General features: G+C 71.2%; 18 protein-coding genes and 1 pseudogene. 11 read left to right on the forward strand and 8 right to left on the reverse strand.

The genetic code is table 11. The features are described 5' to 3' along the window. Positions 1–27 precede the first annotated feature (27 nt). Together mdh and ABGB21_RS09470 are read right to left on the reverse strand one after the other, a co-directional pair. On the reverse strand, positions 28–978 hold the full coding sequence (gene mdh, locus ABGB21_RS09465; protein WP_347677356.1) for a malate dehydrogenase: 951 nt from the start codon (positions 976–978) through the stop codon (positions 28–30). A gap of 178 nt (positions 979–1,156) precedes the next feature. After that, positions 1,157–2,038 (reverse strand): bifunctional methylenetetrahydrofolate dehydrogenase/methenyltetrahydrofolate cyclohydrolase, encoded by an 882-nt coding sequence (locus tag ABGB21_RS09470; protein ID WP_347677358.1) that lies wholly within the window; start codon positions 2,036–2,038, stop codon positions 1,157–1,159. Between the two features lie 477 nt (positions 2,039–2,515). Between ABGB21_RS09470 and ABGB21_RS09475 the strand changes: the two genes are divergently transcribed. From ABGB21_RS09475 to ABGB21_RS09500, 6 genes are all read left to right on the forward strand, one after another. Beyond that, complete coding sequence (locus ABGB21_RS09475; RefSeq protein WP_347651330.1) at positions 2,516–4,144, forward strand: ABC transporter substrate-binding protein; 1,629 nt, start codon at positions 2,516–2,518, stop codon at positions 4,142–4,144. Between the two features lie 112 nt (positions 4,145–4,256). Continuing rightward, positions 4,257–5,195, forward strand: a complete 939-nt coding sequence (locus ABGB21_RS09480) for an ABC transporter permease (RefSeq protein ID WP_347651331.1) — start codon at positions 4,257–4,259, stop codon at positions 5,193–5,195. A 13-nt stretch (positions 5,196–5,208) separates the two neighbouring features. Further along, positions 5,209–6,126: an ABC transporter permease gene (locus tag ABGB21_RS09485; RefSeq protein ID WP_347651332.1), complete on the forward strand. Its 918-nt coding sequence runs from the start codon at positions 5,209–5,211 to the stop codon at positions 6,124–6,126. A gap of 4 nt (positions 6,127–6,130) precedes the next feature. Beyond that, positions 6,131–7,198: an ABC transporter ATP-binding protein gene (locus ABGB21_RS09490; protein WP_347651333.1), complete on the forward strand. Its 1,068-nt coding sequence runs from the start codon at positions 6,131–6,133 to the stop codon at positions 7,196–7,198. After that, positions 7,185–8,246: a dipeptide ABC transporter ATP-binding protein gene (locus tag ABGB21_RS09495; protein ID WP_347677360.1), complete on the forward strand. Its 1,062-nt coding sequence runs from the start codon at positions 7,185–7,187 to the stop codon at positions 8,244–8,246. The genes ABGB21_RS09490 and ABGB21_RS09495 overlap by 14 nt, the downstream gene beginning before the upstream one ends. A 160-nt stretch (positions 8,247–8,406) precedes the next feature. Next, complete coding sequence (locus ABGB21_RS09500; protein WP_347653410.1) at positions 8,407–9,033, forward strand: maleylpyruvate isomerase N-terminal domain-containing protein; 627 nt, start codon at positions 8,407–8,409, stop codon at positions 9,031–9,033. A 147-nt stretch (positions 9,034–9,180) separates the two neighbouring features. Here ABGB21_RS09500 and purH read toward each other — a convergent pair whose 3' ends face one another. After that, positions 9,181–11,379 carry a bifunctional phosphoribosylaminoimidazolecarboxamide formyltransferase/IMP cyclohydrolase gene (gene purH / locus ABGB21_RS09505; RefSeq protein WP_347653409.1) on the reverse strand — a complete coding sequence of 733 codons (2,199 nt, stop codon included), beginning with the start codon at positions 11,377–11,379 and terminating at the stop codon, positions 9,181–9,183. 313 nt (positions 11,380–11,692) lie between these two features. Here purH and ABGB21_RS09510 point away from each other — a divergent pair, with 313 nt between their 5' ends. After that, positions 11,693–11,950 (forward strand): CD225/dispanin family protein, encoded by a 258-nt coding sequence (locus ABGB21_RS09510; protein WP_347677362.1) that lies wholly within the window; start codon positions 11,693–11,695, stop codon positions 11,948–11,950. Between the two features lie 27 nt (positions 11,951–11,977). Continuing rightward, positions 11,978–12,559, forward strand: a complete 582-nt coding sequence (locus ABGB21_RS09515) for a DUF4190 domain-containing protein (RefSeq protein WP_347653407.1) — start codon at positions 11,978–11,980, stop codon at positions 12,557–12,559. A 242-nt stretch (positions 12,560–12,801) separates the two neighbouring features. Here ABGB21_RS09515 and ABGB21_RS09520 read toward each other — a convergent pair whose 3' ends face one another. From ABGB21_RS09520 to ABGB21_RS09535, 4 genes and pseudogenes are all read right to left on the reverse strand, one after another. Next, positions 12,802–14,202, reverse strand: coding sequence for a DUF6350 family protein (locus ABGB21_RS09520; protein ID WP_347677364.1), 1,401 nt, complete (start codon positions 14,200–14,202; stop codon positions 12,802–12,804). A 207-nt stretch (positions 14,203–14,409) separates the two neighbouring features. Next, a complete protein-coding gene (sucD, locus tag ABGB21_RS09525; RefSeq protein WP_347653405.1) occupies positions 14,410–15,297 on the reverse strand; it encodes a succinate--CoA ligase subunit alpha in 888 nt (295 codons plus the stop codon). A 1-nt stretch (position 15,298) separates the two neighbouring features. Further along, positions 15,299–16,484 (reverse strand): annotated as a pseudogene (gene sucC / locus ABGB21_RS09530) (ADP-forming succinate--CoA ligase subunit beta). A 406-nt stretch (positions 16,485–16,890) separates the two neighbouring features. Continuing rightward, positions 16,891–17,298, reverse strand: coding sequence for a cobalamin B12-binding domain-containing protein (locus tag ABGB21_RS09535; RefSeq protein ID WP_347653403.1), 408 nt, complete (start codon positions 17,296–17,298; stop codon positions 16,891–16,893). 446 nt (positions 17,299–17,744) lie between these two features. Here ABGB21_RS09535 and ABGB21_RS09540 point away from each other — a divergent pair, with 446 nt between their 5' ends. Next, complete coding sequence (locus ABGB21_RS09540; RefSeq protein ID WP_347653402.1) at positions 17,745–18,467, forward strand: M23 family metallopeptidase; 723 nt, start codon at positions 17,745–17,747, stop codon at positions 18,465–18,467. Positions 18,468–18,937: 470 nt separating this feature from the next. Then, positions 18,938–19,654, forward strand: a complete 717-nt coding sequence (locus tag ABGB21_RS09545) for a M23 family metallopeptidase (protein WP_347653426.1) — start codon at positions 18,938–18,940, stop codon at positions 19,652–19,654. Between the two features lie 30 nt (positions 19,655–19,684). Here ABGB21_RS09545 and ABGB21_RS09550 read toward each other — a convergent pair whose 3' ends face one another. Further along, positions 19,685–20,800: an FAD-dependent monooxygenase gene (locus ABGB21_RS09550; RefSeq protein WP_347677366.1), complete on the reverse strand. Its 1,116-nt coding sequence runs from the start codon at positions 20,798–20,800 to the stop codon at positions 19,685–19,687. Positions 20,801–20,953: 153 nt separating this feature from the next. On the opposite strand from ABGB21_RS09550, the gene ABGB21_RS09555 reads away from it, so the two are divergent. Next, a complete protein-coding gene (locus ABGB21_RS09555) occupies positions 20,954–22,009 on the forward strand; it encodes a GntR family transcriptional regulator (RefSeq protein ID WP_347677368.1) in 1,056 nt (351 codons plus the stop codon). The last annotated feature ends 25 nt before the right edge of the window (positions 22,010–22,034 follow it).

Below are 22,034 nucleotides of genomic sequence, written 5' to 3' on the forward strand. Positions count from 1 at the left end.
GTGCACACCTGTCGGGTGCGGGACGGCTCACATGTTCGCGATGTCGCCCTGCTTCGCGCGTACCGCCTCGGCCGCGGCCTTCAGGCTCGCGATCTCGTCGGCGTCCAGCGGGGTCTCCACGATCCGGCGTACGCCGTCGCGCCCGATCTCAGCCTCGACCCCGAGGTAGACGCCGGAGATGCCGAACTCGCCGTCGACCCAGGCGCAGACCGGCATGACCTCGCCGGAGTCGGTGGCGACGGCCCGGGCCATCCGCGCGGCGGCGGCCGACGGGGCGTAGTACGCCGAACCGGTCTTGAGCAGCGCGACCACCTCGGCGCCGCCGTTGCGGGTCCGGACGACCAGCTCCTCGATCTGCTCGGCCGGCATCACCTCGCGCAGCGGCTTGCCGTCGACGGTGCTGCGGGACGGCACCGGCACCATGGTGTCGCCGTGCGAGCCGAGGGTCAGGGTCTTCACCGAGGCCACCGGCACCGAGAGCGCCTCGGCCACGAAGTTGCTGAACCGGGCGGTGTCGAGCATGCCGGCCTGGCCGAGCACCCGGTTCTTCGGGAACTGGGTGGCGATCTGCGCGAGCGCGGTCATCTCGTCCAGCGGGTTGGAGACGACGATGACGACGGCGTTCGGGGCGTACTTGGCGACGTTCTCGGCGACCTGCCGCACGATCTTGGCGTTGGTCTCCAGCAGGTCCATCCGGCTCATCCCCGGCTTGCGCGGCAGCCCTGCGGTGATCACCACCACGTCGGAGCCCTCGATGGCCTCGTAACCCTCGCCGCCCTTGCCGGTCGTCACACCGACGACCCTGGTCTCGAAGCCCTCGATCGGCCGGGACTGGTTGAGGTCGAGCGCGAGGCCCTCGGGCTTGCCCTCGATGATGTCGGTGATCACGACCGTGTCGAAGACGTCGTACTCCGCGAGGCGCTGCGCGGTCGTGGAGCCGTAGAAGCCGGCGCCGACGACGGTGACCTTTTTGCCCATGGTCGTCCCACTCTCTGATACCGGTCGGGTTATTTCCGGACGGTATCAGCCACGGCGGCCCAGTTCCGGCCAGGGGCGGATTCCGTTCGCGTCCACCCCTACCCGGACGCCCGCGCCGCCGGGCAGGCGGGGCCGGCCGGACGCCCGGGCCATTGGCGGGCGGGGTCGACCGGGCGGGTTATGCCGCGCCGGCCGCCGCCACGATCGCCTCGGCGCGTTCGACGACGTTGGTCAGCAGCATCGCCCGGGTCATCGGACCCACCCCGCCGGGCATCGGCGCGATGCTGCCGGCCACCTCGGCGACCTCGGGGTCGACGTCGCCGGTGTACCGGCCCTTGCCGTCCGGGCCGATCACCCGGGTGATGCCGACGTCGACCACCGCCGCGCCCGGCCGGACCATGTCGGCGGTGAGCAGCCCCGGAACCCCCGCCGCGACGATGACGATGTCGGCCGCCCGGGTGTGCGCCGAGAGGTCCAGGGTGCCGGTGTGGCAGAGGGTCACCGTGGCGTTCTCGCTGCGCCGGGTCAGCAGCAGGCCCAGCGGCCGGCCGACGGTGTTGCCCCGGCCGACCACCGCCACCTCGGCGCCGCGCAGCGGTACGTCGTGCCGGCGCAGCAGCTCGACGATGCCGCGCGGGGTGCAGGGCAGCGGACCGGGGTAGCCGAGCACGAGCCGGCCGAGGTTGACCGGGTGCAGTCCGTCCGCGTCCTTCTCCGGGTCGATCAGTTCCAGCACCCGCTGGGTGTCCAGGTGTGCCGGCAGCGGCAGCTGCACGATGTAGCCGTGGCAGGCCGGGTCGGCGTTGAGCTCGGCGAGGACCGCCTCCAGCTCCTCCTGGCCGGTGTCGGTCGGCAGTTCCCGCCGGATGGAGGCGATGCCGACCTCGGCACAGTCCCGGTGCTTGCCGTTGACGTACGCCTCGGAGCCGGGGTCGTTGCCGACCAGCACCGTGCCGAGGCCGGGTACGACACCCCGGTCGGCCAGCGTCTTGACCCGGTTGCGCAGTTCGTCCTTGATCTGTGCCGCAGTGGCTTTTCCGTCGAGAAGGGTGGCCGTCACGCCCCAGATCGTCTCACGGCCGACCCGCGGACCGAGCCGCCACCCGGCTGGTCGGCGGGCGGGTCGGCCGGTCGGTCAGCCCCGGGTCATCCGGCCGACCAGCACCAGACGATAACTCAACGTAACCGTGTTGTTAGTCACTCTCGGTAAGAATTTGTGGAAAATTGCACACTGCGCATCCGGTGGTAGGGGGTATACCGGACAAAGCGACAGGCGTACGGACGCCCGAGCCGACCTGGAAAGTGATCCACTTTCAGAGCGTTATGGGCTGGATGACCAAATACGCACATGATCAGCAGGCCGGACGCTATAGCAGCTCAGCGCCAGTATGTGCAAGCGCTGCAAGCCCGCTGTGTTACTTACTCGTAATCATCCAGTTTGGCCCGAAGTCCAGGGGCGGCCTACTTTTGCCGAGCGTTGCTCAGCGTCACCCATCCATGGGAGCGACTGCTCAACGTAAGGAGATGAGGAGGCTCAATGCAGGTTCGTAGGCTCGCTGCCTGGACCGCCCTCCCCCTTGCCGCGACCCTCGGCCTCGCGGCCTGTGGCGGCGGCGGTTCAGGGGAGAGCGACGCGAATGCTGTGGTGTCGGTGCAGATCGGCGAACCCCAGCACCTGATTCCGACCAACACGAACGAGTCGAGCGGCAACCAGGTCCTCTCGGCCCTGTTCACCCCGCTGGTCAAGTACGACGCCCAGAACAAGCCGTACGAGGTCGCCGCGGAGTCGGTCACCTCCGGCGACAACAAGGTCTGGACGGTCAAGCTGAAGGACGGGTTCACCTTCCACAACGGCGAGAAGGTGACCGCGGACAGCTACATCAACGCCTGGAACTACGGCGCGTACGGCCCGAACGGCCAGGGCAACGGGTACTTCTTCGAGAAGATCGAGGGCTACGACGCCCTCAACCCGGCCGACCCGGACGGCGAGGGCCCGCAGAAGGCTCCGGAGCCGACCGCCAAGACCCTCACCGGTCTCAAGAAGGTCGACGACCTGACCTTCACCGTGACGCTGTCGAAGCCGTACACCGAGTTCAAGACCATCCTCGGTTACACCGCGTTCTACCCGCTGCCGCAGGCCGCCTTCTCCGCTCCCGGCGTCATCAAGGAGGGCTTCGAGGACGCCCCGATCGGCGACGGCCCGTTCAAGATGAAGGGCACCTGGCAGCACGACGCCAAGATCGAGGTCGAGCGGTACGACGCGTACCCGGGCGACAAGCCGAAGATCCAGGGCGCCGAGTTCCGGATCTACCAGCAGCTCAGCGCCGCGTACGCGGACGTGCAGTCGGACAACCTCGATGTGATCGTCACGGTGCCGACCGAGAACCTGAGCACCGCCGCGGCTGACCTCGGCGACCGGCTCCAGAAGAGCCCGGCCTCGTCGTTCCAGTTCATCGGGTTCCCGACGTACCAGGACGAATTCAGCAAGCCTGAGGTCCGCAAGGCCATCTCGATGGCGATCGACCGCGACGAGATCATCAAGTCGGTCTTCAAGGACTCGCAGGTGTCGGCCCGCTCGTTCGTCTCGCCGGTGGTCGCCGGCTACCGCGACAACACCTGCGGCGAGGCGTGCGAGTTCGACCCGGCCAAGGCCAAGGCGGCGTACCAGGCCGCCGGCGGCCCGGCCCAGATCAAGATCACCTACAACGGTGACGGTGGGCACAAGGACTGGGTGGACGCGACCTGCAACCAGCTCAAGGCCAACCTGGGCGTGGACTGCGTCGGCACCGCCGAGCCGAAGTTCTCCGACCTGCTCACCAAGGTCGACAACAAGCAGCCGGTCGGCCTGATCCGGCTCGGCTGGCTGATGGACTACCCGTCCATGGAGAACTACCTGGGGCCGCTGTACACCACCAACGGTTCCTCGAACTACTACGGCTACAGCAACCCCACCTTCGACCAGCTGGTTGCCGAGGGCGCCGCCGCCGCGACGCCGGAGGCCGCGATCACCAAGTACCAGCAGGCGGAGGACATCCTGGCCAAGGACATGCCGGTGATCCCGCTGCGCTTCGGCCAGAACGTCTTCGCGCACTCGACCAAGGTCAAGAACGTCGAGGTCGACCTCTTCCAGGTCGTCGACATGACCAAGATCGAGGTTGTCAGCTGAGCTGACCCGAAGGCCCGGTCCGGGCCACCCGGTGACCCCTGGGTGGCCCGGACCGTTCCACAACTCCGCGCACCACTCCCCGCATCGCCATCCCCACGGAGAGTAAGCAAGTATGTTCCGCTACATCGTGCGGCGCCTGCTCCAGATGGTCCTGGCCTTCTTCGGGACCACACTGATCGTCTACGCGCTGATGTTCGCCGGACAGGGCGACCCCATCCAGGCCCTCGCCGGTGAGCGCCCGGTCAGCGACGCGCAGCGGGCATACCTGACCGAGAAGTTCCACCTCGACAAGACCGGGATCGGCGGCTTCTTCTACCGCTACTTCGACTACATCGGCAACCTGCTCCGTGGCGACCTCGGCGAGTCGCTCACCGGCCGCAAGATCAGCGACATGCTGGCGCAGGCCTGGCCGGTCACCGCCAAGCTCGCGGTCATCGCCCTGCTCGTCGCGATCATCTTCGGCGTCACCTGCGGCGTCATCGCCGGGCTGCGCCGGGGCGGCATCTTCGACAACGCCACCCTGGGCCTGACCCTGCTGGTGCTTGGCATCCCCACCATCGTGCTGGCCCCGATCGCCCAGTACTTCCTCGGCGTCAAGCTGTCGCTCTTCCCGCCGACCGCCGGCGCCCAGCCCAGCCTCTACGCGCTGCTGCTACCCGGGCTCGTCCTCGGCTCCCTGTCACTGGCCACGGCGCTGCGGCTGACCCGTACCTCGATCGCCGAGAACCTCCGCTCCGACTACGTCCGGACCGCGCGGGCCAAGGGCCTGCCGACCCGGCGGATCGTCAGCGTGCACGTGCTGCGGAACTCACTGATCCCGGTGATCACGTTCCTCGGCGTCGAACTGGGCAACCTGATGAGCGGCGCGATCATCACCGAGGGTGTCTTCAACATCCCCGGCATCGGCTTCAACCTCTTCCGCGGCATCCGCACCGAGGACGGCCCGCTGGTGGTCGGCCTGGTCAGCGTCCTGGTCGTGGTCTACCTGGTGTCGAACCTCGTGGTGGACGTCCTCTACGCGGTCCTCGACCCCCGCATCCGGTACGAGTGAGGGAAGAACTGAAATGAGCGAGGCACAAACCGTGGGTGCGGCCGAGGTCACCAAGACCACCGACCCGAGCACCCGGCCGCGCAGCCTGGCCGGCGACGCCTGGCGCGACCTTCGCCGTAACCCGATCTTCTGGGCGTCGCTGATCCTGGTCCTCGCGGTGACCGCGATGGCCATCGTGCCCGGCCTGTTCACCTCGAACGACCCGCTGGACTGCTCGCTGAGCCGCCAGCACGCCGGACCCGGCGGCGGCGCCCTCTTCGGCTACGACTTCCAGGGCTGCGACGTCTACGCCCGGTCCGTCTACGGCGCCCGCGCCTCCCTGCTGGTCGGCGCGCTCTCCGCGGTACTCACCGGGATCATCGCGATCGTGGTCGGCATGCTCGCCGGCTACTTCGGCCGCTGGATCGACGCCGCGCTGTCCCGGGTGATCGACATCGTTCTCGGCATCCCGCTGCTGCTCGCCGCGATCGTGCTGCTCAAGCGGATCAGCAGCGACAGCCCGAGCGTCCGGATCGCGGCCGTGGTCTTCGTCCTGGCGATCCTCGGCTGGACCACCGCCGCCCGGGTCATCCGCTCCTCGGTGATCAGCGCCAAGCAGCAGGACTACGTGGCGGCGGCCCGGATGCTCGGCGCCGGCAACGGCCGCACCATGTGGCGGCACATCCTGCCGAACTCGCTGGCCCCGGTCATCGTGGTCCTCACCATCGGGCTCGGCTCGTTCATCGCCGCCGAGGCGACCCTCTCCTTCCTCGGCATCGGCCTCAAGGCCCCGACCATCTCGTGGGGCATCGACATCGACAGCGGCCGGACCCACATGCGCGAGTCGGCGGTCCCGCTGATCGTCCCCTCGACCTTCCTCGCGCTGACCGTACTGGCCTTCATCATGCTGGGCGACGCGATCCGCGACGCCTTCGACCCGAAGCTGCGGTGATCACATGAGCAAGCACAGTGCCGGCGCGGCCGTCACCCGCGACGAGTGGACCGCGCGCGCCGACCGGGACACCACCGGCGCCGACGGCGGCCACCTGCTCGAGGTCCGCGACCTGTTCGTCGAGTTCCACACCCGGGACGGCGTGGCCAAGGTGATCAACGGCGTCTCGTACCACCTGGACGCCGGGGAGACCCTGGCCGTGCTCGGCGAGTCCGGCTCCGGCAAGTCCGTCACCGCCCAGGCGATCATGGGCATCCTGGACATGCCGCCGGCGGTCATCCCGAACGGCCAGATCCTCTACCGCGGCACCGACCTGCTCACCCTCCCCGAGGACGAGCGGCGCAAGGTACGCGGCAAGCAGATCGCGATGATCTTCCAGGACGCGCTCTCCGCGCTCAACCCGGTCTTCCCGGTCGGCTGGCAGATCGGCGAGACACTGCGGCTGCGCGATGGGCTCTCCCGGGCCGACGCCCGGCGCCGGGCCATCGAACTGATGGAACTGGTCAAGATCCCCGCGGCGAGGGAGCGGGTACGCGACTACCCGCACCAGTTCTCCGGCGGTATGCGGCAGCGCGTCATGATCGCGATGGCGCTGGCCCAGGACCCGTCGGTGCTGATCGCCGACGAGCCGACCACCGCGCTCGACGTGACCGTGCAGGCCCAGATCATGGACCTGCTCGGTGAACTGCGCCGGGAACTCAACATGGCGATGATCCTGATCACCCACGACCTCGGGGTGGTCGCCGACGTGGCCGACCGGATCGCCGTCATGTACGCCGGCCGGATCGTCGAACACGCCGACGTGCACGCGCTGTACGAGGCGCCCGCGCACCCGTACACCAAGGGGCTGCTGGAGTCGATTCCGCGGCTGGACCTGAAGGGCCAGCAGCTCACCACCATCAAGGGGCTTCCGCCGAACCTGATGCGGATCCCCAGCGGCTGCCCGTTCCACCCGCGCTGCCCGTTCGCCCGGCAGGAGTGCGTCGACGTCGTGCCGACCGTCCACCAGCTCGGCAACGACCGGACCAGCGCCTGCCACTTCGCCGAGGAGGTCCTCGATGGCCGCATCTGACCGGACCACGTCCACACCGGCCGCCGGCACCGCCACCAAGCAGCGTGGCGAGACCGTGCTGCAGGTCGAGAACGTCGTCAAGCACTTCCCGATCACCCAGGGCATCGTCTTCAAGCGGCAGATCGGCGCGGTGAAGGCGGTCGACGGCGTCAGCTTCGACCTGAAGCGGGGCGAGACCCTCGGCATCGTCGGCGAGTCCGGCTGCGGCAAGTCCACCCTCGCCAAGCTGCTGATGCGGCTGGAGACCCCGACCTCGGGCAAGGCCCTGCTGGAGGGGCGGGACATGTTCTCGCTCTCCGGCTCCGCGCTGCGTCGGATGCGGCGCAACGTGCAGATGGTGATGCAGGACCCGTACACCTCGCTGAACCCACGGATGACGGTCGGCGACATCATCGGCGAGCCGTTCGACATCCACCCCGACGCGGCACCGCGCGGCACCCGCCGGCAGCGGGTCCAGGAACTGCTCGAACTGGTCGGTCTGAACCCGGAGCACATCAACCGGTATCCGCACCAGTTCTCGGGTGGTCAGCGGCAGCGGATCGGGATCGCCCGGGCGTTGGCGTTGAAGCCGGAGATCATCGTCTGTGACGAGCCGGTGTCGGCGTTGGACGTGTCGATCCAGGCCCAGGTGATCAACCTGCTGGAGGGGTTGCAGGACGAGCTGGGGTTGTCGTACATCTTCATCGCGCACGACCTGTCGGTGGTGCGGCACATCGCCGACCGGGTGGCGGTGATGTACCTCGGGAAGATCGTGGAGATCGGTACCGAGGAGGAGATCTACGAGAGGCCGACGCACCCGTACACCCAGGCGCTGCTGTCGGCGGTGCCGGTGCCGGACCCGAAGGCCCGCGCCCACCGCGAGATCATCCGGCTGGACGGCGACGTGCCGTCGCCGGCGAACCCGCCGTCGGGCTGCCGGTTCCGGACCCGGTGCTGGAAGGCGCAGGACATCTGCGCCACCGAGGAGCCGAAGCTGGAACTGCGCGCCGCCGACCCGCACCCGTCGGCCTGCCACTTCGCGGAGCAGAAGACGCACGTCGTCGCCTGATCCCCCGGCCACGCGGCGGTCGCGCCCCCTTCCCCGGGGCGCGGCCGCCGCTTCGCCGTCACCGGCTCGGGTCCACGACCCGGTCGCCGCCTGTCGGCACCGACACACCTGCGGCGGGGGTACGGCCACCGGTGCGGCCAGCCGGACTAACCTCCGCCTGGTGATCCGAGACGCCTTCCTCGCCGCCGCCGAGACCGCCGCCCCGATGTTCCGCGAACCGGCGCTGACGCAACGCTGGTCCGCCCCGAGCGCCCTGGCCGACTTCACCACCGGCGGGCTGGCCCGCCACCTCGCCAACCAGATCACCCACACCGTGGACCTGCTCGCGGCCCCACCCGGTGACAGCGCCATCCCGATCCTGGCGCACTACACCGGGAACGCCTGGGTCACCTCGGGCGTCGACAGCCCGGAGAACGTCGACATCCGGACCCGAGGTGAGCGGGCCGCCGCCACGACCACCCCCGGCGAACTCGCCGACACCGTCGACACCGCCCTGGCCGAGCTGCGCCGGACCGTGCCCGCCCAACCCGCCGCGCGGATCGTCGACTTCGGCCGCTGGGGGCTGCGGGTCGACGACTTCCTGCTCACCCGGGTGATGGAACTCGTGGTGCACGCCGACGACCTCGCGGTCAGCCTGGACCTGCCGACCCCGCCGATGCCGGCGGCGGCGACGGAGGCGACCATCCAGCTGCTCGCCCAGGTCGCGACCTGGCGGCACGGTCCGCTGGCCGTGGTACGCACGCTGTCCCGCCGGGAACGGGCCCCCGACTCGATCTCGGCGTTCTGACGGCGGGTCGGAGCCGGCGCCGGCCCGCCACGACCTGATCCGTGCCAGGTCCCGACGCCGGGAGGGCGGTCCCCGGAGGGCGGGCGGACCGGCCCTGGGCGAGGCGCCGGCCGACGCGTACCAACCGCGCCGGCCGGGCCGTCGAACTCAGTGGAAGAAGTGCCGGGTGCCGGTGAAGTACATCGTCAGGCCGGCGTCCCGGGCCGCCGCGACGACCTCCTCGTCGCGCAGCGAGCCGCCGGGCTGGACAACCGCGCGTACCCCGGCGTCGGCCAGCACCTGCAGCCCGTCCGGGAACGGGAAGAACGCGTCCGAGGCGGCCACCGCACCCCGGGCCCGGTCGGCGCCGGCCCGGTTCACCGCGAGGTGCGCCGAGTCGACCCGGTTCACCTGTCCCATCCCGACCCCGACCGTCGCCCCGTCGGAGGCGAGCAGGATCGCGTTGCTCTTCACCGCGCGGACCGCCCGCCAGGCGAAGACAAGGTCCCGCAGCACGTCGTCGCCGACCGGCGTACCGGTGGCCAGGCGCCAGTTGGCCGGGTCGTCGCCGGGGGCGTCGACCCGGTCGGCCAGCTGCACGAGTACGCCCCCGCTGACCTGACGCCACTCGGCCGGCGGCGGCGCCCAGGCGGGCGCGCGGAGCAGCCGGATGTTCTTCTTCCCGGTCAGTACGTCGACCGCGCCCGGCTCGAAGTCCGGCGCCACGACCACCTCGGTGAAGATCTCCGCGACCTGCTCGGCGAGGGCCACCGAGACCGGCCGGTTGACCGCGATCACCCCACCGAACGCGGAGACGGGGTCACAGGCGTGCGCCTTGCGGTGCGCCTCGGCGACGTCGGCCCCGACCGCGATACCGCACGGGTTCGCGTGCTTGATGATCGCCACCGCCGGCTGGTCGGCGAAGTCGTTCGCGGCCCGCCAGGCGGCGTCCGCGTCGACGTAGTTGTTGTACGACATCTCCTTGCCGTGCAGCTGCTCGGCCTGGGCCAGCCCGACCGGGGCCGCCGGGTCGACGTAGAGCGCCGCCTGCTGGTGCGGGTTCTCGCCGTACCGCAGCGGGGTGCTGACGGTCAACGCCATTCCGGCGAACGGCGGCCACTCCTGGTCGGTCGGCCCGGCCTGCACCGCGAACCAGTTCGCCACCGCCACGTCGTACTCGGCGATGTCGGCGAAGGCGCGGGCGGCCAGGGCACGCCGCTGGGCGGCGGTGAAACCGCCGTCGGCCAGCGCCGCCAGCACCGTCGGGTACGCCGACACCGAGGTCACCACCGCCACCGAGGCGTGGTTCTTCGCGGCCGCCCGGACCATCGCCGGCCCGCCGATGTCGATCTGCTCGACGCACTGGTCGAAGTCGGCGCCGGAGGCGACCGTCTCGGTGAACGGGTAGAGGTTCGACACCAGCAGGTCGAACGGCGCGATGCCGAGTTCGTCGAGCTGGGCGGCGTGCCGCGGCGACCGCAGGTCGGCCAGGAGGCCGGCGTGCACCTTCGGGTGCAGCGTCTTGACCCGGCCGTCCAGGGTCTCCGGGAACCCGGTCAGCGCCTCGACCGGGGTGACCGGGATGCCGGCCTTCTCGATGGTCGTGGCGGTGCTGCCGGTCGAGACGATCTCGACACCGGCGGCGTGCAGCGCCTGGGCCAGCTCGGTCAGCCCGGTCTTGTCGTAGACGCTGACCAGGGCGCGCCGTACCGGACGCCGCTCCCCCGCCGCGGAACTCGTGTCGCTCACTCCGATCGTGACCTTCCTTCCAGTGATCGTCCAGCCCTCCCGGACCAGCCGGCCGACGTACGTGACGAGCTGCTGCCGCTCGGCCACCTTGATCCGTTCGGTGAGGGATTCCTCGTTGTCGTCGTCGAGCACCGGCACCGCCACCTGGGCGATGATCGGCCCGGTGTCCACCCCGGCGTCGACGAAGAAGAGCGTGGCGCCGGCCAGGCGCACCCCGTACGCGAGTGCGTCGCGTGGACCGTGGATGCCGGGGAAGGCCGGCAGCAGCGAGTTGTGGGTGTTGACGTAGCGGTCGCCGAACGCGGCCAGGAAGTGCGGGCCGACCAGCTTCAGGAAACCGGCGGAGACCACCAGGTCGGGTCGGTGTTCGGCGACCCGGGCGGTGAGCGCCCGGTCCCACTCCTCGCGGCTCGGGTGCGCCGGGACACGTTCCACGAAGGTGGGTACGCCGGCGGCGGCGGCCCGGTCGAGCCCGGCGATGTTGTCCCGGTCGGCGCCGACGGCCACCACCCGGACGCCGTAGCCGGGGTCGGCGCACGCGTCCAGCAGCGCCTGCAGGTTGCTTCCGGAACCGGAGACGAGGACGACGATGCGGGCCGGCGACACAGGCTCAGTCACCCCCGCACCCTATCGGGCAGCTCAGGCCGGCTTCCCCGGGGCGCGGCCGCGGACCCGACAGGTCACACCGGAGCAGGACGACGGGCGGGCGGACCGTTCGGCATGCGGCACGCGGCGCGCGGCATGTCGGACTCGGGAAACGCCCCCCGACGTTGCGTTGATTAGGTACGCTCCCGGTCGCTCACGGGCCTGATCACCCGGAGCAATTCAACCCCCAGTCACCGCATCGCTGCGGTACGTGCAATTATCGAGGAGTTCGGACCCAATGCAACCTGGCTACCCCTCACAGCCGCCGCAACAGATCGATAACAACATGACGATGTCGATCGTCTCGATCTTCCTCTTCTGGCCGCTGGCGATCCCCGCCATCATGGCCGCCTCGAAGGTCAACCCGCTGCTGCAGCAGGGCGACTTCGCCGGCGCCCAGGCGGCGGCCGCCGAGTCGAAGAAGTGGTCGAAGCTCGCCATCATCATCGGTTGCGTCTGGATCGGCATCTGGCTGATCTGCTGCATCATCGCCTTCGCAGCGGGCATGGTCGGCGGCGGCGCCGGCGCCGCGTCGACCTACTGACCCACCCCGGACAGGGAGTTCTCCACCATGCAGCCGGGTTACCCGGGCCAGGACCCGTACGGGCCGCAACAGCCCCCGTCGGATCCGTACGCCCCACAGCCGCAGGACCCGTACGCGCCACCGACCTCCGGCCAGCCCGGCTACGGGCAGCCCACGTCGGGACAGCCGTACGAGCAGCCGAGCTACGGTCAGCCCACCTCCGGGCAGCCGTACGAGCAGCCGACGGGGCAGCCCGGGTATCCGCCGCAGTACCAGGATCCGTACGGCCAGCAGGCGATGCCGGGGCAGCCGTACGGCTCGACGTCCGGCTACCCCGGTCCGGGGTACGGCACGCCGACCAGGCAGGACAACACGCTCGGCCTGATCTCGATGATCCTCGGCATCGTCTCGCTGCCCCTGGGGTTCTGCTGCGGTCCCCTGTCGGTCATCGGGGGCATCGCCGCGATCGTGCTCGGCATCCTCGGTCGGGGCAAGGTCAGCCGGGGTGAGGCCAGCAATTCGGGCCAGGCGCTCGCCGGGCTGATCTGTGGTTCCCTCGCCGTCGTGCTCGCCGCGGCGGCGCTGATCTACGGCGCGGTCGCCAACGCCAGTCTCTACTGGCAGCCCTGAGCAGGCTGCACCGGTGCCGGTCGGCTGACCAGCGGGTCAGCCGGCGGTGACTCCGCCAGCGGGGCGTCCCGAGCACCTCCGGGGCGCCCCTCGGCGTTTTCGCGACACGCCCGGTCGATCGCGGTCCCCGCGGCCACCGCCCGGAAGCCACCGCCCCGGCGCTCGACAGCGCATGGCCCCGCCCGGCCGGCCCCGACACCCGGCGGCCCGGGACGCCGAGCCCTCGATGCAGGCCGCGACACTCAGCGACGGGTGACCGCCCGGCTGGCCACCGCGCCGATCAGGGTGCCGACCAGCACCACGACCGTCGCCCCGGCCGCCACCTGCCAGTAGCTGGGACCGATCTCGGCGAGCCGTCCGCCGCCGAGCGGGCCGCCGGAGAAGAAGGCCGCCCCGCCCATCAGCACCCCGGCCACCGGGCCACCGACCGCGGCCGCACCGAGCAGGGTGGACCAGCCGGGTGGCGACGCGTGCCGGTCGGCGGCGGTCAGCAGCATCCGACGGGCGAGCAGCCAGCCGGCCCCCATGCCGGCCAGCACCGGTACGGCGAGCACCACCCCGCCGAGCCCGCCGAGCGGCCCTTCGGGAAGCGCGGCGAACAGGGGCACGGCCGGCAGCGCCCCGATCGACACCTCGGTGGTCCGGACCACCGTGTCGGTGCCGACCGCGAATCCCGGCCCGAGCAGGAAACTCGCCGCCCAGATCGCGGCGTTCGGCGCGTAGCCGAGGCTGACCAGGGTGATTCCCGCCTGGCCCAGCACCCCGGTCCGGTACGCCCCGATCATGTCGCCGGCCTCGCCGCCACCGGTCGCCACCGCCAGCCCGGCGACGCCGGCACCGGCCGCGAACAGCAGGAAGGCCGCGACGACACCGGTGCGTACCCCGTCCCGCAGCACCGCCGGGGTACGACGGGCCAGTGGGCCCAGCGCGCCGGTGGCCCGCAACGCGCCGACGAGGGCGGCGAGCGTACCGAAGGTGGCCAGGGTGAGCAGCGCCCGCAGTGGTGCGGCGGTGGGCCCGTCGTCGCCGAGCGCGATCGCGGCGAGTGCGCCGAGCAGGCCGTACCCGATCCCGACCGTGCCCGCGACGATCAGCGCCCGGCCCAGGTTCGGATGGTGCCGGGCGCCGACCGCACGACTGACGTGTACGCCGGCCTGGGCGAGCCGCCACGCGGCGAGCACGGCGAGGGCGAGCGGCGCCAGGCCGAACGGCCCGGCGGCGGTCTGCAGCGGTACGCCGTGTCCGAGCAGCCAGCCGGCCAGCCCGAGTCGGGCGGCGGCGCCGATCGAGCCGGCGTCCTCGGCGAACCGGGCCACCCCGAGGACCACCGCGACCGGCAGGTAGGAGACGACGGCCGCCCAGAGCGTGGCGACCGCGGCGGCGACCGGCAGCGGGGCCCGGCCGGGCCGCCGGGCCTCTCCGGACCGGGCGGCGTCGCCCGGCCGGGGGGCGGGCACCCGACCGCCGCCGGGGGTTGCCCGGCGGGGTGTGGGGCGCCGCCGCTCCGCCCGGTCACGCCCGTCCGGGCGGTCCAGCCCGTCCCGCCGGTCGGGAACCGGCCCAGGCGACGTCTCCGGTCCGACGTCCGGAACGCCGCCCGAGGCGTCGGTACGGCGGGGCCGGTCAGCAGAGGTGGGTGGCATCAGCGCCTACTCTGGCACGGCGGCGGGACGGGCCGGTTCACGACACCACGGTACGGACCACCGCCGGCCGGCGACAGCGGCCGGCCGCACATCCCCGCCGTCGCCCCGGCCCGACCCGGGCCGCGACGCCCGCCGGGGGCCCGACGGCCGCGGACACGACGGGGTGGCCGGCCCGCGCCGACCACCCCGTCCGTCATGTCTGTCGACTCAGTTGCCGGACATGACCTCGCGCATCAGCCGGGCGGTCTCGCTCGGCGTCTTGCCGACCTTCACCCCGACCGCCTCCAGCGCCGCCTTCTTCGCCTCGGCGGTGCCGGCCGAGCCGGAGATGATCGCGCCGGCGTGCCCCATCGTCTTGCCGGGGGGCGCGGTGAAACCGGCGATGTAGCCGACCACCGGCTTGGTCACGTTGGCCTTGATGAACTCGGCGGCCCGCTCCTCGGCGTCGCCGCCGATCTCGCCGATCATCACGATGGCGTCGGTCTCCGGGTCCGCCTGGAACGCCGCGAGCGCGTCGATGTGGGTGGTGCCGATGACCGGGTCACCACCGATGCCGACACAGGTGGAGAAGCCGATGTCACGCAACTCGTACATCATCTGGTAGGTCAGCGTGCCGCTCTTGCTGACCAGGCCGATCCGGCCGGTGCCGGTGATGTCGGCGGGGATGATGCCCGCGTTGGAGGCGCCCGGCGAGGCGATGCCCGGGCAGTTCGGCCCGATGATCCGGGTCCGCTCCCCCTGCGCCACGTTGTACGCCCAGAACGCGGCGGTGTCGTGCACCGGCACGCCCTCGGTGATCACCACGGCGAGCGGGATACCCGCGTCGATCGCCTCGACGACCGCGCCCTTGGTGAACTGCGGCGGTACGAAGATGACGCTGACGTCCGCCCCGGTTTCCGCCATCGCGTCCGCGACGCTGGCGAAGACCGGCAGCTCGGTGCCGTCGAAGGCGACCTTCTGGCCGGCCTTGCGCGGGTTGACCCCGCCGACGACCGTGGTGCCGGCGGCGAGCATCCGCTTCGTGTGCTTCATGCCCTCGGAGCCGGTCATCCCCTGGACGATGACCTTCGAGTCCTTGGTCAACCAGATTGCCATCTCAGACCCCCGCAGCCGCGAGCTCGGCGGCCCGCCGGGCCGCGCCATCCATGGTGTCCACCCGCTCGACCAGCGGGTTGGCGGCGGCGTCGAGGATCGCCCGCCCCGCCTCGGCGTTGTTTCCGTCGAGTCGTACGACGAGCGGCTTGTCGACCGTCTCGCCCCGCTCGGTCAGCAGGGCCAGTGCCTGCACGATGCCGTTGGCGACCTCGTCGCAGGCGGTGATGCCACCGAAGACGTTGACGAAGACGCTGCGTACCGAGGGGTCGGAGAGGACGATCTCCAGCCCGTTCGCCATCACCGCCGCGCTCGCCCCGCCGCCGATGTCCAGGAAGTTGGCCGGCTTGACGCCGCCGTACGACTCACCGGCGTAGGCCACCACGTCGAGGGTCGACATGACGAGGCCGGCGCCGTTGCCGATGATGCCGACCTCGCCGTCGAGCTTGACGTAGTTGAGGTCCTTCTCCTTGGCCCGCTGCTCCAGCGGGTCCACCGCGGCCTGGTCGACCAGTGCCTCGTGGTCGGGGTGGCGGAAGCCGGCGTTCTCGTCCAGCGAGACCTTGGCGTCGAGGCAGAGCACCTCGCCGCTCTTCGTCTTCGCCAGCGGGTTCACCTCGACCAGGGTGGCGTCCTCGGCGACGAACGCCTGCCACAGGCGTACCGCGATCGGGACCACCTGCTCGGCGACGTCGGCCGGGAACTGTGCGGCGGTGACGATCTCCCGCGCCTTCGCCTCGTCGACCCCGGCGTTCGCGTCGATGGCGATCTTCGCCACCCGGTCCGGGGTCTCGGCGGCCACCTGCTCGATGTCCATACCGCCGGCGACGCTGGCGATGCAGAGGAAGGTGCGGTTCGCCCGGTCGAGCAGGTACGAGAAGTAGTACTCCTCGGCGATGTCGGCGGTCACCGTGATCATGACCTTGTTGACCGTGTGGCCCTTGATGTCCATGCCGAGGATGTCGGTGGACCGGGCCACCGCCTCGTCGGCGCCCTCGGCGAGCTTGACCCCGCCGGAACAGGGCCTTGCCCCGGCCTCCGACCTTCACCTGGGCCTTGACGACCACTCGGCCGCCGAGCCGCTCGGCGATCGCGCGGGCCTCGTCGGGGGTCGTCGCGACACCGCCGGCGAGCACGGGCAAACCGTGCCGCTCGAACAGCTCACGCCCCTGGTATTCGTACAGGTCCACGATTGCGCGTCCCGTCCCGTCTCCGCGGCGCGCCTGCGCACCGCCGCCAGCGTGTTGATGAGTTGGCGCCTGCTTGGGTACAAACAGGCCATCTGGCGCAGCCTAGCGAGACGACCACGGGGGGCATCCACGTGGGTGCTCGGTGTGTGGTATCGCACAGCCGCCGGCCGGCCTCGGGAAAACTTTCCGGTGACCGGCGTAACCCCGGGTAGGGGTGGTCGTTGAGTCTGGTGTCGGAGCGCTGAGCGCGACGACGGGAGCGGCCGATGCCCTGTCGGTCGAGGGGTGGCGGCGGGGCATCGTGCATAGAGAGGCCGGACGTGTGAGGGGTGCGTCCGGCCTCTCCCCTTCCCGCCCGGAGCGGGTTCCCCTCCGCGCGGCGCGGCCGGGTCTCAGGCCGGGGCGGTCAGCTGACCGCCGGCTGTCCCACGTTGGCCCGTACCCACTCGACGATCGCCCGGGTCGTCGCGCCGGGCGTGAAGATCCGGGCCACTCCGAGTCGTTCCAGCTCCGGGATGTCGGCGTCCGGGATGATGCCGCCGCCGAAGACCACCAGGTCCGCCGCGTCCCGCTCGGTGAGCAGCTCCAGCACCCGCCGGAACAGGGTCATGTGCGCGCCGGAGAGCACCGACAGGCCGATCGCGTCGGCGTCCTCCTGGATCGCGGTCTCGACGATCTGCTCCGGTGTCTGGTGCAGCCCGGTGTAGATGACCTCCATGCCCGCGTCCCGCAACGCCCGGGCCACCACCTTGGCCCCACGGTCGTGCCCGTCCAGGCCGGGCTTGGCGACGACGACCCGGATCCGAGAACTCATCAGCGTTACACCTTTCCAGGACACCGCCGGATTTCCTTAACGAACGGTAACCCGACGGCCCGCGACCCCGAAACTCCCGGCCCCGACAGTGGCCCGGAGAGCGGCTCCGGGGTTGGGGGGACCGGCCCCGGACCCCCTAGGGGATCGTCCCCGACGACCCGACGACCCGGACCACTCCGATAACCCTCTGCTGCACGGAGCGTAACCGAGCGCAACTAACGAGGCCACTGATAAAAGGTTACGAGATATGGCATTCCGCAACGGACAGCCGCACAGCGTACCGACATTTTGGCGGTGCGACTTGTGGCGCGCCTAGGGGTTGGTTACCGTGGCCCACGGTTGTCATCAGGTCCACGGTCCGGTGACAACGCGGTCAGCCGGAGTTCACCACGATCTTCCGAACCCCGGCGATGGTCGCAACACTGATCCGACAACGGAGGGTGTGCGTGCGCCAGCGCCTGTCGTCTGAGCCCGATCGCTACCGAGGGCGACGTCGCGTCCCCACACCCCCACGCAGCCGTTACGCGGCGGTTGTCACCACCGCCTTCGTCGGCGCCGGTGTCGTCGCGCTCGGCGCGGGCGCCCTGCCGGACGCCAAGGTGGTCAGCCCGTCCGCGCTGGCGGACCTGGAGAAGGCCGCCGCCACAAGTGAGGACCTCAGCTCCCGCGCCACCGACGCGGAGCGGTCGTCCCGGGACAACGACCGGGGCGGCCTGGAGTCCACCCTGGCCGCGGCACCCGACGTCTGGCGGCTGCCGCTCGAGGGCTACGACCTCAACACGCCGTACGGCATGCAGTGGGACAAGCTGCACCCCGGCATCGACCTGGCCGCCCCCGAAGGCACGCCCTACCACGCCGTCCACTCCGGCACGGTGACCAAGGCCGGCTGGTTCGGCGGGTACGGCTACTGCGTGATCGTCGAGCACCCGGACGGCACCGAGTCCATCTACGGGCACTCGTCCAAGCTGCTGGTCTCGGAGGGCCAGGAGGTCAAGGCCGGCGACGAACTTGGCCTGGTCGGCAACACCGGTCACTCGTACGGCTCACGACTGCATCTCGAGCTGCATGTCAACGGCAAGCCGACGGACCCGATCCCCTACCTGAAGGAACGCGGTGTGGACATCGCGCTACAGGTTGACGAACTGTACGCGGACGTAGCCGCCTCCTGACTCCAGGTAACGCCAGCTTCCCGCCCGACCCTCCGGGGTTGGGCGGTTTTTTCTGTCCGGTCCCCCGGGGACCGGTCGGCGAAGTTGCCTCGGTCACATCGACAGGTGTAGCGGAGACCACAGTCGATCTTTCCCGGAGATCGGTCAGGGTTGTCGATTGCGGCACAAAACCCCAGGTCATCGCCGGTTTTTCGGCCCGCACGCCGGACCCGACAACAGCGGCGCGCCACCGGCCCGGACACGATTCCGGAGTCCATGGCCCGACCGTGAAGGGACCCGCAGTGCCGGAGAACGACCCGATCCTGCCCGAGACGAACACGGACGCGAAGCCGTCCGAGGCCGCCGCGCCGCACCCGAGCGGAACCTCCGAGGCCGCCGCGCCGCACCCGAGCGGAACCTCCGGGGTGCGCGAGGACGGCCGGAGGGTCCGTCGGCTCCCCGGCGTACTCGCCGGACGGCTCGGGTTCCGGATCGCCGGGCAGCGCGGGTTCCGGGTCGCCGGACTGGTCGGGCTACTCGGGTTGGCGATCGCCGGCGTGTCGACCGCGACGGCGCTCGGCGCCGGTGGCGGCGACACCCCGACCCGGGTGACGGTGGCCGCCCAGGACGAGGCGGCAGCCCGGGCCGCCGCCGCCGACCGGGCCGACCGGTCCGCCCGCGAGACCCCCGGCGTACCGACCGCGACCCCGACCGTCAGTCCTTCGGCTGCGGCCGCCGCGCCGGCCACCCCCCGGGCCACGAAGAAGGCGGCGAAGACCAGCACGAAGACCTCGGCCAAGCCGAAGCGGCCGGCCTGGGTCAACCCGATGCCCGGCGCCCCGGTCACCTCCTGCTACGGCATGCGCTGGGGAGTGCTGCACGCCGGCATCGACCTGGCGATGCCGTCCGGCACCCCGATCCACGCGGCCGGCGCCGGGACCGTGGTGACCGCCGGTCCGGCCTACACCGGGTACGGCATCTCGGTGGTCATCGACCACGGCAACGGCTACCTCACCCACTACGCCCACCAGAGCCGGGTCGCGGTCAGCGTCGGCCAGAAGGTCACCGCCGGCCAGGTGATCGGGTACGAGGGCGCGACCGGCGACGCCACCGGACCGCACCTGCACTTCGAGGTGCACAAGGGGCTGTGGAACCAGGTCGACCCGGCCCCCTGGATGCGGGCCCGGGGCGTGGACCTCGGCTGCTGATCCGTACGCCACCACCGCCGGGGAGGCGGCTCAGGCGTCGAGGACGATCGCGTTCTTGGCCCGTTCGACCGACTCCTCGGCCGGCCCGGCACCCGGGTTCTCGGTGGCGAGCGCCTGGTTGACGTCCACGAACGGACGCATCCGCCGCTCGTACCGGTGGAACGCGGCGAGATGGTCGGCACCGGGCCGGCCCAGTTCCTCGGCGAGGACGTAGGCGCCGACGAGCCCAAGGCTGGTGCCCTGGCCGGAGAGCAGTGCCGGGGCGTACCCGGCGTCGCCGAGCAGCGACACCCGCCCCTGGGACCAGGTCGGCATCCGGACCTGGGCCACCTGGTCGAAGTAGAAGTCCGGCGCCGACCACATGGCCTTCAGCAGCCTCGGCACCTCCCACCGCAGCCCGGTGAGCCGGTCGGCGAGGAGTTGTCGTTGCTGGTCGAGATCGCGGCGGTCGTACGTCAACGGCGCCGCCCCGAAGCCGAGGTAGACCCGGAGTTGGGTGTTGTCCCGGGCCGACATGACGGCGCCGCCGACCCCGCTGGCCGGGTCCTGGAACCACACCTGCCAGTTGTCCAGCTCGAGAAGGTTCTCGGTGGTGAAGACCGCCACGTACATGCCGAGGTGGTGGACGTACGGCTGCTCCGGGCCGAAGGCCAGCCGGCGTACCGTGGAGTGCAGGCCGTCGGCACCGACCACCAGGTCGAAGCCGCGGCGCTCGCCCGTCTCGAAGCGGACCTCGACGCCGGCCCCGGTCTGGGTCAGCTCGCTGACCGAGTCCCCGAACCGGTACTCGACGTCGTCGCGGGTCCGCGCGTAGAGCAACTCCACCAGGTCCTCGCGCAGCACCTCGACGTCGGGGCTGTCGAGTCGGCCGCTGCTGCGCGCCGTCTCGGTCGAGCGCATCAGCTCGGTGCCGTCCCCGTCGAGCACCGACATGCCCCGCATCCGGGTACGCGCCTCGCGCAGCGGCGCCGCCAGGCCCATCCGGTCGACCACCTCCAGCGCGACGCCCCGGACGTCGACCGCCTGGCCGCCGGCACGCAGCCCGGGGGCCCGTTCGACCACAGTGGGTTCGAAGCCGTGCCGACGCAACCAGTACGCCAGAGCCGGTCCGGCGATCCCTGCCCCGGAGATCAGTACGGATGTCATCTCGTGCCTCCCTGTACGCTGTATCCGCCGAGCAATGTACGGCGTACGCAAGGGCAGTAGCAAGGTTTTTCCGCTCTGTCCTAGCACAGGAGCCCGTCGGCGCTGGTACTTGCGACTAGCATCTGTACTAGGACAGAACAGTGGAGGTGTGGGATGCCGGCAGAACCGCCGTACCGGCGCATCGTCGCCGACATCCGGCGACGGATCAGGACCGGTGAACTCGCCCCCGGCGACCGGGTGCCCTCGACCCGGCAGATCGCCAGGGAGTGGGGCGTCGCCCTGGCGACCGCGACCCGGGCCCTGAACGCCCTGCGCGACCAGGGTGTGGTCCAGGCCCGACCCCGGGTCGGCACGGTGGTGGCCGGGACGCCCGACGCGCCGACCCCACCGTCGCCAACCCGACAGCCAACCCGACAGCCAACCCCGGCCAGCCGACAGCCGAGCCAGCCGGCCACCCGACAGCCGCCCCAGCTGGCCGGTCAGCGCCCCACCCCGCGGCCGACGCCCCGGATCACCGCCCGCCCGGACGCCGAACTGAACCGGGACCGGGTGATCCGCGCCGCCATCGAGATCGCCGACGCCGAGGGACTCGACGCGCTCTCGATGCGCGCGGTCGCGGCCCGGCTCGGCGTCTCCACCATGTCCCCGTACCGGTACGTCGGCAGCAAGGACGAACTCGTGCTGCTGATGGCCGACGCGGCGTACGGCGAACTGCGGCCACCCGAGTCGGCACCGGCGCACTGGCGCAACCGGCTCGAACTCGGCGCCCGGGTGCTCTGGCAACTACACCGACGCCACCCCTGGCTGGCCCAGACCGGGCCGCTGAGCCGCCCCCTGCCGCTGCCGAACCTGCTGGTCCACAACGAGCGGATGCTCAGCGCCCTCGACGGCCTCGGCGTCGACCCGACAACCATGCTGGACGTGAGCATCCTGATCTACAGCCACGTGCAGGGACTCGCCGTGCACCTCGAACGGGAGACACAGGCGAGAGCGGCCACCGGGCTCACCGACGAGCAGTGGCTCGACACCCAGGCGCCGGCGATGGGCGCCCTGGCCACCGCCGGCCCCTACCCCACCTTCGCCCGGATGCTGGGCAGTTTCCGCCGGACCGGCTACGACCTGGACCTGAACCGCCTCTTCGAGCTGGGACTGCGCGCCCTGCTCGACGGGCTCACCGTACGGCTCGGGCAGCGAACCAGCCCAGGCTGACCGTACGCGGGACCGGACAGTGGAC

Origin of the sequence: Plantactinospora sp. B24E8 (assembly GCF_039871735.1) — a bacterium.
Classification (GTDB): Bacteria; Actinomycetota; Actinomycetes; order Mycobacteriales; family Micromonosporaceae; genus Plantactinospora.

Coding starts and splice junctions, on each gene's coding strand:
- mdh (WP_347677356.1), bottom strand. CDS start 978: ATGGGCAAAAAGGTCACCGTCGTCGGCGCCGGCTTCTACGGCTCCACG.
- ABGB21_RS09475 (WP_347651330.1), top strand. CDS start 2,516: ATGCAGGTTCGTAGGCTCGCTGCCTGGACCGCCCTCCCCCTTGCCGCG.
- ABGB21_RS09480 (WP_347651331.1), top strand. CDS start 4,257: ATGTTCCGCTACATCGTGCGGCGCCTGCTCCAGATGGTCCTGGCCTTC.
- ABGB21_RS09485 (WP_347651332.1), top strand. CDS start 5,209: ATGAGCGAGGCACAAACCGTGGGTGCGGCCGAGGTCACCAAGACCACC.
- ABGB21_RS09490 (WP_347651333.1), top strand. CDS start 6,131: ATGAGCAAGCACAGTGCCGGCGCGGCCGTCACCCGCGACGAGTGGACC.
- ABGB21_RS09495 (WP_347677360.1), top strand. CDS start 7,185: ATGGCCGCATCTGACCGGACCACGTCCACACCGGCCGCCGGCACCGCC.
- ABGB21_RS09510 (WP_347677362.1), top strand. CDS start 11,693: ATGACGATGTCGATCGTCTCGATCTTCCTCTTCTGGCCGCTGGCGATC.
- ABGB21_RS09515 (WP_347653407.1), top strand. CDS start 11,978: ATGCAGCCGGGTTACCCGGGCCAGGACCCGTACGGGCCGCAACAGCCC.
- ABGB21_RS09520 (WP_347677364.1), bottom strand. CDS start 14,202: ATGCCACCCACCTCTGCTGACCGGCCCCGCCGTACCGACGCCTCGGGC.
- sucD (WP_347653405.1), bottom strand. CDS start 15,297: ATGGCAATCTGGTTGACCAAGGACTCGAAGGTCATCGTCCAGGGGATG.
- ABGB21_RS09535 (WP_347653403.1), bottom strand. CDS start 17,298: ATGAGTTCTCGGATCCGGGTCGTCGTCGCCAAGCCCGGCCTGGACGGG.
- ABGB21_RS09550 (WP_347677366.1), bottom strand. CDS start 20,800: ATGACATCCGTACTGATCTCCGGGGCAGGGATCGCCGGACCGGCTCTG.
- ABGB21_RS09555 (WP_347677368.1), top strand. CDS start 20,954: ATGCCGGCAGAACCGCCGTACCGGCGCATCGTCGCCGACATCCGGCGA.